Annotated in this window: 14 protein-coding genes; 13 read left to right on the top strand and 1 reads right to left on the bottom strand. The window is 52.8% G+C overall.

Annotated features, from left to right (window positions below; translation table 11 throughout):
* Positions 1 to 12: 12 nt before the first annotated feature.
* Positions 13 to 1,311 carry an ammonium transporter gene (locus tag KNP92_RS10395; protein ID WP_214840063.1) on the bottom strand — a complete coding sequence of 433 codons (1,299 nt, stop codon included), beginning with the start codon at positions 1,309 to 1,311 and terminating at the stop codon, positions 13 to 15.
* 128 nt (positions 1,312 to 1,439) lie between these two features.
* Here KNP92_RS10395 and KNP92_RS10390 point away from each other — a divergent pair, with 128 nt between their 5' ends.
* From KNP92_RS10390 to KNP92_RS10330, 13 genes are all read left to right on the top strand, one after another.
* Positions 1,440 to 1,745: a MerR family transcriptional regulator gene (locus tag KNP92_RS10390; RefSeq protein WP_312846226.1), complete on the top strand. Its 306-nt coding sequence runs from the start codon at positions 1,440 to 1,442 to the stop codon at positions 1,743 to 1,745.
* Positions 1,746 to 1,861: 116 nt separating this feature from the next.
* Entirely contained in the window at positions 1,862 to 2,911 is a 1,050-nt protein-coding gene (gene hemE, locus KNP92_RS10385; RefSeq protein WP_214840061.1) for a uroporphyrinogen decarboxylase, read from the top strand.
* Positions 2,908 to 3,837: a ferrochelatase gene (hemH, locus tag KNP92_RS10380; RefSeq protein WP_214840059.1), complete on the top strand. Its 930-nt coding sequence runs from the start codon at positions 2,908 to 2,910 to the stop codon at positions 3,835 to 3,837. Before hemE ends, hemH begins: the two co-directional genes overlap by 4 nt.
* The gene (hemG, locus tag KNP92_RS10375) at positions 3,830 to 5,215 is read left to right on the top strand and encodes a protoporphyrinogen oxidase (protein WP_214840057.1); all 1,386 of its coding nucleotides are present in this window, start codon (positions 3,830 to 3,832) and stop codon (positions 5,213 to 5,215) included. The genes hemH and hemG overlap by 8 nt, the downstream gene beginning before the upstream one ends.
* A gap of 88 nt (positions 5,216 to 5,303) precedes the next feature.
* On the top strand, positions 5,304 to 6,191 hold the full coding sequence (locus tag KNP92_RS10370) for a Cof-type HAD-IIB family hydrolase (protein WP_251136453.1): 888 nt from the start codon (positions 5,304 to 5,306) through the stop codon (positions 6,189 to 6,191).
* A gap of 69 nt (positions 6,192 to 6,260) precedes the next feature.
* Positions 6,261 to 7,250: a lipoate--protein ligase gene (gene lplA, locus KNP92_RS10365; protein ID WP_214840053.1), complete on the top strand. Its 990-nt coding sequence runs from the start codon at positions 6,261 to 6,263 to the stop codon at positions 7,248 to 7,250.
* A gap of 152 nt (positions 7,251 to 7,402) precedes the next feature.
* Complete coding sequence (locus tag KNP92_RS10360) at positions 7,403 to 7,876, top strand: PTS sugar transporter subunit IIA (RefSeq protein WP_214840052.1); 474 nt, start codon at positions 7,403 to 7,405, stop codon at positions 7,874 to 7,876.
* A 101-nt stretch (positions 7,877 to 7,977) separates the two neighbouring features.
* Positions 7,978 to 9,522: a long-chain-fatty-acid--CoA ligase gene (locus KNP92_RS10355; protein WP_214840051.1), complete on the top strand. Its 1,545-nt coding sequence runs from the start codon at positions 7,978 to 7,980 to the stop codon at positions 9,520 to 9,522.
* Positions 9,523 to 9,610: 88 nt separating this feature from the next.
* Positions 9,611 to 9,913 carry a metal-sensitive transcriptional regulator gene (locus KNP92_RS10350; RefSeq protein WP_214840050.1) on the top strand — a complete coding sequence of 101 codons (303 nt, stop codon included), beginning with the start codon at positions 9,611 to 9,613 and terminating at the stop codon, positions 9,911 to 9,913.
* Positions 9,914 to 9,925: 12 nt separating this feature from the next.
* Positions 9,926 to 12,040, top strand: coding sequence for a heavy metal translocating P-type ATPase (locus tag KNP92_RS10345; protein WP_214840049.1), 2,115 nt, complete (start codon positions 9,926 to 9,928; stop codon positions 12,038 to 12,040).
* Positions 12,033 to 12,239, top strand: a complete 207-nt coding sequence (copZ, locus tag KNP92_RS10340) for a copper chaperone CopZ (RefSeq protein ID WP_214840048.1) — start codon at positions 12,033 to 12,035, stop codon at positions 12,237 to 12,239. Before KNP92_RS10345 ends, copZ begins: the two co-directional genes overlap by 8 nt.
* A 316-nt stretch (positions 12,240 to 12,555) precedes the next feature.
* Positions 12,556 to 13,218: a response regulator transcription factor gene (locus KNP92_RS10335; RefSeq protein WP_214840047.1), complete on the top strand. Its 663-nt coding sequence runs from the start codon at positions 12,556 to 12,558 to the stop codon at positions 13,216 to 13,218.
* Positions 13,218 to 14,588: a HAMP domain-containing sensor histidine kinase gene (locus tag KNP92_RS10330; RefSeq protein ID WP_214840045.1), complete on the top strand. Its 1,371-nt coding sequence runs from the start codon at positions 13,218 to 13,220 to the stop codon at positions 14,586 to 14,588. The genes KNP92_RS10335 and KNP92_RS10330 overlap by 1 nt, the downstream gene beginning before the upstream one ends.
* Positions 14,589 to 14,630 lie beyond the last annotated feature (42 nt).

Raw genomic sequence — 14,630 nt, 5'->3', positions numbered from 1 at the left:
GTGTCCTTCGTTTTATTTTTTAGGAGACATGACTGAGACGCTTGAACCAAGGATTTTCGGAAGGCGTGCCGGTGTATCCGGTTGTTCTTCGATTTCGCCATAAGCCGAGATGCCGTGCTCGGCAATATCGAGTCCGACGTCTTCTTGCTCTTCCGTGACACGAAGCCCAATCGTCACGTCGAGAAGTTTCAAGAACGCATAGCTTCCGCCACCGGCGATGACCATGGCAATCAAGACACCAAGCGCTTGGACACCGAGTTGACCAAGACCGCCACCGTAGAAGAGGCCGGCCGATCCGATACCAGTGACCTCGACGAGTCGTGGGGAGGCGAAGAAGCCGAGGGCGAGCGTCCCGATGATTCCGGCTACCCCGTGAACCGAGAAAGCGCAGAGCGGATCATCGACGTATTTCGCCATGAGTAGGCTCGTTCCGTAAGTTGCGACTGCTGCGAGCGCACCGATGATGACGGCAGCCCACGGTTCGACGAATGCACAAGCGGCCGTGATGGCGACGAGCGCACCGAGGACACCGTTGACGACTGTCGGGATGTCGGCTTTTTTCCGGTGTACCATGACGATGGCGAGTGCACCGAGTGCACCGGCAGCCGTCGCGAGCATCGTCGTGAGGGCGACGTAGCCGAAGAATCCGTCAGCGACCGACATCGTCGATCCGGCGTTGAAACCGAACCAGCAAAGCCACAGCACAAGTCCGCCGACGACCGTTAGGACGTGGTTGTGACCAGCGAGTGACTCTGTCTTCCGACGTGGTTTTAAGATGATCGTTGCCATAAGTGCGGCCATCCCGCCTTGAAGGTGAACGACGGCTGAGCCGGCAAAGTCTTGCATCCCCATCGAACCAAGCAGTCCGCCAGCCCATACCGAGCGGGCGACGATCGGATAAAGAATGGCGACAAAGAAGATGCCGAATAGGACGTAAGCAGAAAGTTTGGCCCGTTCTGCGAACCCGCCCCAAGCGATGGCGAGCGCGACCGCGACGAACGATAATTGGAATAAGAATTTGATATCGATCGAGACGTTGGCCCAGTCAAGGCTTGTGAACGAACCGTTCAAGAAGAACCCTTCCGTTCCGAACCAGCGCGTCCCATCCCCAAAGGATAGTCCGAACCCGACAGCCCAAAAAGCAAGTGCCGCCACAGAGAGGCTGATAATTTGTTTGACGGCGACGTGCCCGGCGTTTTTCGCCCGGAGCGTTCCTGTTTCAAGCAGGCCGAAGCCGAGTTGCATCGTTAAAACGAGCAATGCCGCGATGAGTACGAACAGCGTGTCCATATAATACATAATGTCTTCCATGATGCGATTCCTCCTTTTTTTCGTCGGTGTGAGTGAAAAGTTGTTTTCAGTGTAATGCGGAAACAACAAGGTGGATTGCATTTTGTCAGATTATCTGACATAGTTTTTTAAAAGGGAGGTCGGATGAGGTGGACTATAAAACGAAGAAAGTGATTGGAATGGGCGTCATCACAGAATTAACAGGACTTTCTGAGCGCCAAATCCGGTATTATGAAGCGAAAGGGCTCATCTTCCCGGAGCGGACGAAAGGCGGTTCACGTAAATATTCTTTCCATGACGTCGAACGATTGATTGACGTCGCCTCGAAGTTAGAGGACGGTTGGCGCATTCAAGACATCAAGGAGCGGGAGAAGCGGCTGTCGACGAAACAGCGGGACGACCTTATCCGTGGCCAGCTGAATTCGGCGTTCCGAACCTATCCGACAAACAAATGACACAAAGAAAACACAATGAAAATGCTTCACATTAGCATTATTCTAATTAATTTCTGTATAATGTTTTTGAGTTCACATACCTATAGAAGAAGAGTGTAGGAGAATTAAAGAGGGGAATGACGCGACGTATGAACGATACTATTTTAAAGGCGTTTCGAGGAGAGGCGACAGACTATGTGCCCGTCTGGTACATGCGCCAAGCGGGACGCTATCAGCCGGAATATCGGGAGATTAAAAAGACGAGGACATTGTTCGAGATCACACACGACCCAGAATTGTGTGCGTACGTGACCGAACTCCCGGTCAAGCAACTCGGCGTCGACGCGGCCATTCTATATAAAGACATCATGACACCGCTCCCGTCGATGGGTGTCGATGTGGAAATCAAGAGCGGCATCGGTCCGGTCATTGACAATCCATATCGGACGATGGCGGACGTGGAAAGCTTGAAACCACTCAATCCGGATGACATCTCATACGTGTTCGAGACGATTCGTTTGCTCCGGCAGCGCCTCGACGTGCCGCTTATCGGTTTTTCGGGCGCGCCGTTCACGCTCGCGAGTTACATGATTGAAGGTGGTCCATCACGGAACTACCATCGTACGAAAGCGCTCATGTACGCTGAGCCAGAAGTGTGGAACGCACTCATGGAGAAGTTAGGCGATATGGTCATCACGTATGCGAAAGCACAGGCGGAAGCAGGGATTCAAGCGTTCCAATTGTTTGATTCATGGGTCGGCACACTTAGTCGGAAAGACTATGCGCGCTATATTAAGCCGACGACAGAACGGATTTTCCGCGAACTACGTGGACTCGACATTCCGCTCATCATGCATGGTGTCGGGGCGAGTCACCAAGTCGAAGAGTGGCACGACTTGCCGCTTGACGTCGTCGGTCTCGATTGGCGTTTGTCTGTAGAAGAAGCCCGTGGACGCGGCATCACGAAAGCGGTCCAAGGGAACTTAGATCCGTCTTACTTGCTCGCACCGTGGCCGGTCATCGAAGCGAAAGTGAAAGAAATTCTCGATGAAGGCATGAAGCAACCCGGATACGTCTTCAACTTGGGACATGGGGTGTTCCCGGAAGTCGATCCAGCCGTACTCGTCAAATTGACAGCATTCATTCATGACTACTCACGTGAAAAAATGGGAGGCAAATCATTATGAAAACAGTCGGATTACTCGTCATGGCATATGGGACACCGTACAAACCGGAAGATATCGAGCGTTATTACACGCACATCCGTTATGGGCGTAAGCCTTCTCCGGAGGCGCTCCAAGATTTGACGGAGCGCTACGAAGCAATCGGCGGCGTGTCGCCGCTCGCAAAAATCACAATCGACCAAGCGGAAACGCTTCGCGATATCTTGAACGAGCGTCACGTCGGTGAAATCGAGTTCAAACTGTATATCGGTTTGAAGCATATCGAGCCGTTCGTCGAGGATGCGGTCGCGCAAATGGCGAACGACGGCATTAAAGAAGCAGTCTCGGTCGTATTGGCACCGCACTATTCGTCGTATAGCGTCAAGTCGTACAACGGCCGCGCGCACGAAGAAGCCGCGAAATACGGCATCGAGATTCGCTCGGTCGAGTCGTGGTATGACGAGCCGAAGTTCATCAACTGGTGGGCTGAAGCGATTAAGGCGACGTTTGCGAACTTGCCAGTCCCGGCCGAGAAGGCGTGTCTTATCGTCTCGGCGCACAGTCTTCCTGAGAAGATTTTAGCAGGTGGCGACCCGTACCCAGATCAATTGAAAGAGACGGCAGACAAAATTGCGCAGGCAGCTGGCGTGCCACACTACGAAGTTGGCTGGCAGTCGGAAGGCAACACGCCGGACCCGTGGATTGGACCAGATGTCCAAGATTTGACAGCTGAACTTTATGAAAAGCATGGATATGAAGCGTTCGTCTATACGCCGGTCGGGTTCGTCGCGGATCACCTCGAGGTGCTCTTCGATAACGACGTCGAGTGTAAAGTCGTTTGTGACCGTTTAGGCGTTCACTACGCGCGTCCAGACATGCCAAACGCGGAGCGGAGCTTTATCGAAGCCATCGCGGATCGGATGGAAAGCGTGATCGTGCATCATGCGTAATGTGACGATTGTCGGTGGTGGGATCACAGGTCTCACCGCCGCTTTTTATGCCGAGAAGTATTTGCCAGAAGACGTGACGATCACGTTGCTCGAGGCGACAGACCGCCTCGGTGGGAAAATCGATACGTTTGAGACGGGAGAGTTTGCGGTCGAACGGGGCCCAGATTCTTACGTGTTCCGAAAGACGGCGATGACGGACTTGATTCATGAGGTCGGTCTCGGTGATGAAATTGTACGCAATGGCGTCGGTCAGGCGTATGTCCTCCATCATGACGGGTTACATCCCATCCCGAAACAAACGGTCATGGGCATTCCGCTCGATGTCGATGCGTTCAAAGATACGACGCTCTTATCGGAGGAAGAACATGCTGAGCTCCGATCGATGCTCCTCTCACCACCGGACGTCGAGCCGCCAGAGACGGACGTGTCGCTCGGGCTGTATTTACGTGAACGTGTCGGCGACCCGATTGTCGACCGCTTGATTGAACCGCTCTTGTCGGGCATCTATGCAGGGGATATCGACAAGATGAGCGCCTTGTCGACCTTCCCGCAGTTCATTGAAGGGGAGAAGAAACACGGCAACTTGTATGAAGGCATGCGTCATCTTCGTCCCGAACAGCGCGTCGCGGAAGTCGGGGCGAAGAAAGTGGGGCAGTTTGCCTCGCTCAAGCGCGGCTTGAAGTCGCTTACCGACCGTCTCGCGGAACGTTTAGAGCGGACCGAAATCGTCTTGAACTGCTTTGTCGAACACGTGGAGGAAACCGAAGAGGGGTATCGGCTACTTACGAATCGTGGCGACAAAGAGGCCGATCACCTCGTCTTGACCGTACCGCCGCGCCTCATCCGTCAATTCTTACCGAAAGTCGACAGCGACTTTTTGGCAGACATGAAACCGCACGCGACTGCCACATGTTCGCTTGTCTTTAAAGAAGAAGATATCGAGCTACCGTTCGTCGGGACAGGGTTCGTGACGAGTCAAGAAGCGGACGTGACGATTACGGCATGCACGTTCATCGATCAAAAATGGCCGCATGCGGTACCAGAAGGGTATCACGTGTTGCGCGTCTTTCTCGGACGTCCTGGAGCTGATGCAATCGTCGAGGCGTCTGACGAGACGATTGTATCGACCGCACTTGACGACCTCGGTCGTTTGATGACGATTAAAGGCGCGCCGCTCGAGACCGTCGTCAGTCGGCTTCGCGATGGCTTACCACCTTACGCCGTCTTCCATTCGGACCGGGTGCGCGCGCTTCGTGCTGAAATGGGTAGGGTTTATCCGGGGGTGCTGTTAGCTGGCATCGCCTACGACGGGATTGGCATGCCGGACTGCATCAAGAGCGTCCATGAACAGATAAATTCGTTAAGCGAGCGACTGTAAGCTTTTTGTGAAGAGAGGTGTTGGATTTTTCCGAACGCCTCTCTTTTTGTTATAGTTAAGAGCGAAACAGAAAAAGGAGTGGATGTTGATGGCAACGTACAAACTTTTCGTATCGGATATGGATGGCACGATTTTGCATAACCATACGCATATCGCAAAAGAGACGGCAGATGTCGTCCGGGAGGCGGAAGCGCAAGGGATTCGCTTTGCGATTGCGACGGGACGTAATTATTTCAATGCGAAAGAAATTCTCGACGAGGTCGGCCTTTCATGCCCCATCGTCTCGTCAAACGGGGGACGCGTGTTGACGGAGACAGGTGAAGTGCTCCACGAGATTGACTTGACGACAGAAGAAGCGTTGCAAGTCGTCTCTGTGCTTCATCAAGATCATAAATACGCGGACGTCTTCTATGAGATGTACTCGGAGGCGGGGCTTGTGGCGAGCCGCATGGATTTAATCGAAGCCGCGATGGAGAATTTGAAGCAAAACGGCGACGATCGTTCACTCGAGATGTATGAGTTCTTCCGCAAACGCTATTACGTGAACGAAGATGTGAAACTGGTCGAGGACATCGAGCACTTCATTAAGAATGAAGCAGGACGTGTTTACAAATTTATCGCCTTCTCAAGTCATTTTGAGAAAATGTCCGCCTTATGGGCCGAAATCGATGAACAAGTCGACGGCGTATACGTGACTTCGTCTGGTAACGATAACATCGAGGTGATGGCGAACGGAGCCGACAAAGGACACGGCGTCACGAAACTCGCTGAACATTTCGGCGTCGATTTGTCAGAGGTCGTCGTCATCGGGGATAATTTGAATGACGTCCCGATGTTCGAAGTGGCTGGAAAAGGCATCGCCATGGCGAACAGCCACGAAGAGTTGATTAAAATAAGCGATCACGTGACCGAGCGACACGATGAGTACGGTGTTGCGAAAGCATTGAAGCGCGTCATGAACGGGGAATGGAAGTAATTCATTTGTCGGGTCGAGCGGTCGTCTCGTATAATGAACGTATGACTAGTCATTAGGAGGACAAACAGCGTGAAATTCATCTTCAATCCGGACATCCGGGACCCAAAGATCAACTTAGCGGTCGAGGAGTACATTCTCAAACATTTGAACGTCGAACATGAGGATTACTTCTTGTTCTATATTAACGGGCCGTCCATTATCATCGGTAAAAACCAGAATACGTCGGAAGAAGTAAACTTGAAGTATATTGAAGAGAACGGCATCGACGTCGTTCGTCGTCTTTCAGGCGGTGGCGCCGTCTATCATGATGAAGGCAACTTGAACTTCAGCTTCATCACGAAAGACGATGGGAACTCGTTCAATAACTACAAGAAGTTCACGCAACCGATTGTCGATGCGCTCAAACAACTCGGTGTCGACGCCGAGTTGACAGGACGTAACGACATCCAAGTCGGCGAACGCAAAATCAGTGGAAACGCCCAGTTCACGACACGTGGCCGTATGTTCAGCCACGGGACGCTCATGTTCAACTCGAACATCGAGGAAGTCGTCAACTCGCTTAACGTCTCTGAGGAAAAGATGCGCTCGAAAGGCATCAAATCGGTCCGAAGCCGCGTCGCGAACATCACCGAGTTTTTAGAGAACGAGATGGCGATGGAGCACTTTATCGAGGCGCTGCTCCATTCGATTTACGACGGCAAAGAGCCAGAGCGTTACGTGCTTCGTGATGAAGACTGGGAGATCGTCCAAGACATCTCGAAGGAACGGTATGCGAACTGGGATTGGAACTTTGGGAAGTCACCAAAGTTTGACGTCGAGTCGAAACGTCGCTTCCCAATCGGGACGATTGACGTCCGCTTGAACGTCAATAAAGGTACGATCACCGAGGCGAAGATTTACGGTGACTTCTTCGGTGTCGGCGAGATTCATGACGTCGAGCAGGCGCTCGTCGGAACGCGCTTCGAACGCAGCGCGATTCGGGAACAATTGTCACACCTTGATATCAAACATTACTTCGGTAACGTCGAGCTCGAAGAACTTGTCGATCTCATTAGCTGAAGCGGATGCACAGTCGGGACGGTCTCCATGTGAGGCTGTCCCTTTTTTGGCGGTTTCGTGAAACATCGCGGGTTACGTTGCCGCGAATCGAGGAGAAGCGTATCATGTTTAGTGCAAGCCTCTCTTTAAGAAGACGTCGAGGAGGAATCGAGATGTACCGTTTCATCACGGAATGGATGGAGACGAACCAGCTGTGGGTGACCAATCAACCGACGTTCGAGCGAGCTGTTCGAGCAATCGGATTAGAGTTAGAAGGAAGAGGAGTCGTCAATGAACTGTTCACTCAAGCGGTACTTGAGCAAGAGCAGACGATTCCGTCCGGGGTGGCGGATGTGGCTGTTCCGGTCGCCGTCATCGATGTACCACGCCACGTGACGCGTAAAGACGGGATTGCCTTACTTCACTTGAATCACCCGTTCGACGTCGTCAGCATTACGGGCGAACCGATCCGGGCGGAAATGTTGTTTTTCGTTACCGCGATAACGGAGGCGAGACGGGAAGCGTTCCATAAATTGATGGACGATTTGTTGATGAATGATGAGGCGCTACAAGCGCTCGCCCACATTAAGAGTCGGAGCGGGTTATACCATTTACAGACGATGGATTTGAAAGCGTTTTCTTCCTAAAGGGTTTCATGTACAATAGAATTAACTAAAAAAGAGCGCGGACCCCGTGCTCTTTTTTACGGCGTGAAAGTGAACCGTCATTCATTCAAAGGGGGATTACTATGGCAAACTTAGTCACGGCGTTACGCAATGTAGTGGCTGAACATCCAGCAAAAGCGGCTTATGTGTTTGGGGAAGACACGGTCAGCTACGAACAATTTTTAGGACAAGTGCGGGCGATGGCGTCTACGCTTGAAGCGAAAGGGGTAAATCCAGGCGATCACGTTGCCCTCGTCCTCGGCAACAGCCCGGCGTTTTTAATTTCGTATTTTGCGGTACTCGCACGAGGTGGGGTCGTAATTCCAATCAATCCTACATATACGCCCGACGAGATGGCATATATTTTGCTGGATGGGGATGTGAAGGCGATTGTCGCCTTGTCGCCGCTCATCGTACAAGCGAAAGGAGCGCTCTCGCAGTTGCCACAATTGAAACTTGTCGTCTCGGTACCGTATGCCGACGTACCGGCCGAAGCTGAACGTAGCGTCATCGAGTTCTTACCGTTCGCCGACGCGCTTATGACAGCGGGTGGGGAACTCATCGAAGTCGATGAAGAGGACGTTGCCGTGATCTTGTATACGAGCGGAACGACGGGAAAACCGAAAGGGGCCCTCTTGACCCATCGGAACTTGTACTCGAACGCACAATCCATCGGGGAGTATTTAGAGATCACACCGGACGACAAAGCGCTCGCGGCGTTGCCGATGTTCCACGTCTTCTGTCTCACCGTCATCGTCAATGCGCCCCTATTACGCGGGGCGACCATCGTCATTTTACCGAAGTTTTCGCCACAGGACGTGTTCGACTTGGTTCCGAAGCACCGTGTTAGCATCTTCGCTGGCGTTCCGACGATGTACAACTTCCTCTTGCAGACGGCGATGAAAGTGCCTGCTTATACGTCGGCCTTGAACCATGTCCGCATCTTCGTATCCGGTGGGGCGAGCCTTCCGGTTCAGTTGCTTGAGACGTTCGAATCGACGTTTGCATGTAAGATTCTCGAAGGGTACGGCTTATCCGAAGCATCACCGGTGACGTGCTTTAATCCGCTGCACGGGGAACGCAAGGCCGGCTCGATTGGCCCGTCCATCGTCCACGTGGAAAACAAAATCGTCGACGAGCTCGGGGAGGAAGTCGGCGTCGGGGAAGTCGGGGAACTAATCGTCCGCGGCCCGAACGTCATGAAAGGCTATTATAAGCTACCAGAAGAGACGGCCGTGACGTTACGAGACGGCTGGCTCTATACGGGCGACTTGGCTAGATGCGATGAAGACGGGTACTTCTATATCGTCGACCGGAAGAAAGACATGGTCATTGTCGGTGGCTACAACGTCTACCCCCGCGAAGTCGAAGAAGTATTGTATCAACATCCCGGGATCGTCGAAGCAGCGGTCATCGGAGTGCCGGACGCCGAGCAAGGAGAAGCGGTCAAAGCGTTCGTCGTGACGCGGAAGGAGGTCTCAGTCGAGGACATTCGCGCATTCGCGGCGACGAAGCTCGCGAAATACAAACAGCCGACGCAGATCGAGTTAATTGAGGAGTTGCCACGAAACACGACCGGGAAGATTTTACGAACCGTCTTAAAGAGTGAAGCGTTCCAAAGCAGTTGAAGGAGAGGGCGACGAAAGTCGCTCTTTTTAATGCATTGGATTTGACACCATTAGGGGGTAGGGGTATATTAATGATGAGGTGATAATCATGGAAGAATTCATGCACGAACAACCGATTATTCCGCGTGACGATGCCGAGCGGGAAGCGCTCAGCAAACGGCTCCGGCGAATCGAAGGACAAGTCCGAGGAATTCAAAAAATGGTCGAGAGCGATCGTTATTGCATCGACATTTTGACGCAGACGTCCGCGATTCAGGCCGCTCTCAAACAAGTCGAGTTACAATTGCTCGAACGCCATATGCGGAAGTGTCTCGTCCATGCGAGTGAGACGGAAAACATGGACCCGTACATTGACGAATTGATGACAATTGTCAGCCGCATTAAAAAGTGAGGAGGGCCATTCATGAAAACCGTTGAACTATCGATTCAAGGGATGACATGCGCCGCCTGCTCGGCCCGAATCGAAAAAGTATTGAATAAAATGGAGGGTGTCGAAGCGACGGTCAACTTGCCGCTTGAGACGGCAACGATTCGGGTCGCGGACGGCATCACCGAGGAAGAACTGATCGCCCGCATCGAGAAACTTGGTTACGGCGCAGCGCACAAAGTCGAGATGACGCCAGAGCGTGACTTGCGTCCGCTCGAACGAAAAGTACTCATCTCGTCGCTCTTGTCGGCACCGCTCTTGCTCGTTATGATCACGCACATCCCGGGGTTCATGTTCCATGCGGATTGGCTCATGAACCCCTGGTGGCAGTTCGCCTTGGCGACGCCCGTCCAGTTTTGGATCGGGGCGCAGTTCTATCAAGGAGCATACAAGAGCTTGAAGAGCGGCAGTGCGAACATGGACGTGCTCGTCGCGACGGGAACGTCAGCCGCTTACTTTTATTCGGTGTTCGAGATGCTCGCCCACCCGATGCATCCGGCGCTCTACTATGAAACGAGTGCGGTCTTGATCACGCTCGTCCTCGTCGGAAAGTGGCTTGAAGCGCGAGCGAAAGAGAAGACGACGGATGCCCTTAAATCGCTCTTGTCGCTTCAGGCGAAAGAAGCGATCCTCCTCGTCGACGGTGAAGAACGTGCCGTCGCGGTCGACCTTGTCCGCGTCGGGGACGTGCTCGTCGTCCGGCCGGGGGAGAAAGTACCGGTCGATGGACGAATCGTTGAAGGCGAGACGATTATCGATGAATCGATGTTGACGGGGGAATCGATTCCGACAGAAAAAGGAATGGGTGCGGAAGTCGTCGGTGGCACAATCAACCGGTCGCATCGCGTGTTGATGCAGGCCGAACGGGTCGGGAGTGAGACGATGCTCGCGCAAATCGTGCGCGTCGTCGAGCAAGCGCAGACGGACAAAGCCCCGATTCAACGGCAGGCCGACCGCATCTCTGGTGTCTTCGTTCCAATTGTCGTCGCCATCAGTGCCGTCACGTTCATCGTTTGGACGTTCGGATTCGGAAATTTAGACATGGCCATTCGAGCTTCCATCGCCGTACTCGTCATCGCCTGTCCATGTGCCCTCGGGCTCGCCACGCCGACCTCGATTATGGTTGGCACCGGACGCGCCGCGGAACAAGGGGTGTTGTTCAAAGGCGGAGGACAGCTCGAATCCTTGAACGGGGCCGACATCGTCGTCTTCGACAAGACGGGCACCCTCACGAACGGAACGCCAGAAGTCGTCAGTACGTTCGGAGACGAGACCGCAATGCGTCAAGCGGTCATGGCTGAGCGGCAGTCAACCCACCCGCTCGCTGCGGCGATTGGGAAGCTCGACGGGACGGGCCGGGTGGACCAAGTGGAAGAGCTCGCCGGCCGAGGATTGAAAGCAATCGTAGATGGGAAAGAACTTCTCATCGGTTCGGTTCGCTTGATGCAAGAAGCAGGCTATGCTTTACCGAAATGGGATATGGGAGCGATGACCCCGGTGTACGTCGCGGATGCTACGGGCATTCGAGCAGCTTTCGGGTTAAAGGACCGTTTGAAACAAGGGAGCCGTGACGTCGTGACCGAACTCGCGAAGACGCGGGCCGTCTATGTCTTGACCGGTGACCGAAAGGAAGTCGCGCTCGATGTGGCCCGAGAACTTGGCATACCGGAGACAAACGTGATCGCGGAAGTGCTTCCAGTAGAAAAAGCCGACCATATCGAGGCATTGAAGCAACACGGCCGCGTCGCTATGGTTGGTGACGGTATGAACGATGCGCCGGCCCTCGCCGTCGCAGACGTGGGCATCGCCTTCGGGAGCGGAACAGATGTCGCTTTGGAGGCGGCGGACGTGACGGTGATGGGGAAAGACGTCATCGGAGTGAACCGTGCGCTCGAGATGAGTCGACTGACGATGAAAAATATTCGTCAAAACCTGTTTTGGGCGCTCGCCTACAACAGTCTTGGCATTCCGGTCGCGGCGGCGGGTCTACTCGCACCATGGATTGCGGGAGCGGCGATGGCGTTCAGTTCCGTCTCTGTCGTCTTGAACGCGTTACGATTGAAAACACAAGGAGGACATCCAAATGAATGAAACTGTATTGAAAGTTGAAGGCATGACATGTAACCATTGCAAGGCAGCCGTTGAAGGCGCTTTGACAGAACTTGAAGGAGTGGAGTCGGCAATCGTGTCACTCCAGGACCATCGCGTCGATGTGATTCATAACGAGCACGTATCCGTGAAAAAAATGATTGAAGCGATTGAAGAACAAGGCTATGACGTGAACGCCTGACCGAAATCCCGCCCTCGAGGCGGGATTTTTTTGCGATGTTCAACAAGAAAGGAATGTGCTATATTATAGGTGATAATGAGAATCGGTATCAACGAGAGGTGGGGTTACGATGGAACTCGTCATGATTAGCGGTGTCGTGGCACTGTTGAGCGGAGGGACGGCGTTCTTGGCTCGACAATTACGCGGACAGACGTCCCGCTAAAGAGGGGAGACCCTCTTTTTTTGTGCGACGATTGCAGGTTTAGGCGTAACCATTCCCATCATTTCTCCATAATTGTTTGATATGATATGTAAAAACATTGCAGGAGTGAATCGGATGTATACAATCTATTTGGTCGATGACGAAATCAACTTGAACAAAATGCTCGTCACATATTTGGAGCAGGAAGGCTATCGGGTCCGCTCGTTTTCCGATGGCGTCTCGGCACAGGCCGCCATTAAAGATGAGCCCGATTTGTGGGTGCTCGACATCATGTTGCCGGATTTGGACGGGTTCCAGCTGTTAAAACAAATTAAGGCGACAAACGCCAACACCCCGACGATTTTCATCTCGGCGCGCGATGAGGATATCGATAAGATTATCGGGCTCGAGATGGGCTCGGACGACTATATCGCCAAGCCGTTCTTACCGCGTGAACTCGTCATCCGAGTCAAAAAGCTGATCGATCGCGTCTACGGGTCGAAGTCCAATGAACATATCGAGTACGGGGAGTATACGATTTATCCGGATAAGCGTCTCATCAAGCACCAAGAGGACGATATCGATTTGACATCGAAAGAGTTCGATTTGTTGCTCCTCTTCCTTGAACATCCAGGATCGGCGCTATCGCGTGAACAGATTTTAGAAGGCGTATGGGGGCACGACTACTTTGGCTCGGACCGGGTCGTCGATGACTTAGTTCGCCGACTCCGTAAAAAGTTGCATCGGCTCGAGCTCGAGACGCTCTACGGCATCGGGTATCGTCTCGTTAAACCGTGATGTTCGAGCAACTTAAGCCGAAACGGCTCATGTGGAAGATTTGGATTTTGATCTTGCTCATTATCGTCACCCTCGCGCTGATGATTCTTTTGACCGTCCGCTCCTCAATCACGCAATTCATCGATGAACAAGTGTATGAGACGTTGCAAGACGTCGATTATTACCTCGGCAATACGAATCAGCTGGAGAACATTCCACGAAACCCGATCGAATATGACCGCCGTCAACAAGAGTCACGATCGGTCAATCAGCTCATCTTCTTGCCGAACGGACGTATCATTTACGGTTCGGCCCCGCTCGAGTTGACGAATCAGATGTACCGGGAAGCGATTGAACAGACGACTGAAATCGCGAAATATCAGACGACGATTGACGGAGAGGACGTCTACTATATCATTCGTCAAAACGAATATGATGGCGCGCTCATTTATCAAGCATCTTACGCATGGGATGCGTATCGCCGTGAGCTCGTCTCGACATTGTTTTGGCGCATCTCCATCTTAATCGGGGTCATCAGCCTGTTATCACTCATCCCAGCACTCTGGATGTCACGCGAGTTGACGAAGCCGATCGTCGAGATGGAGCGAGCCGTCGAGAAGATTTCCAATCGCCAATGGGAGACGGTACTACCGCTCGCGAGAGAGGACGAACTTGGCCAGTTGGCTCGTTCCATCGATGCGATGCGACTTGAACTCCAGGAACAGGATTTGGCACAACAGGCGCTCCTTCAGAACATCTCGCACGATTTGAAGACACCGATCATGGTCATTCGCGGTTACGCCCAATCGATTGGGGACGGGATTTATCCGACCGGTGACTTGAAAGCGTCGGCTGAGGTGATTGACGAGGAGGCGTCACGTCTCGAGAAAAAAGTCGTCGATTTGCTTTACGTCACGAAACTTGAATACTTCAAAGGCCAAGAGATGCGGCTCGAGCCGATCAATCTCGACAAGCTGATGGAGCTGCTTGTGGCTCGTTTCAAGTTGAGAGGCGACCTCGACTGGACGGTGACCGGTCAGGCCGGGGAAATGCTCGGAGACGGCGAACAGATTCGGGTCGCATTCGAGAACGTACTCGATAATGCCCTTCGCTATGCGACGTCTTCGATACGCATCCATTTGAATCGGACCGACATGGGAATCGACATCGTCATCGAAAACGATGGCCCACCGGTCGACGAACAGCTCGATTTGTTCCATCAGTTCTCTCGAGGCAAGCAAGGGAAGTTTGGACTTGGGCTCTTTATCGTCCAACGAATTGTGACGTTACATCATGGTGAGGTGACGTTAGGAAATACGGCGGACGGAGTGGCTGTGCGATTCCGTTTTCCACCACCAAAAACCGTTCAAATTTCAGAATCCGAAGATTGATTTTCAAAAACCAGCTGACCCAGCTGGTTTTTTTAAGTTGGC

Origin of the sequence: Exiguobacterium sp. s122, assembly GCF_018618475.1 — a bacterium.
GTDB classification, from domain to species: domain Bacteria; phylum Bacillota; class Bacilli; order Exiguobacteriales; family Exiguobacteriaceae; genus Exiguobacterium; species Exiguobacterium himgiriensis.
This window is presented reverse-complemented; position numbering and strand designations above follow the sequence as displayed.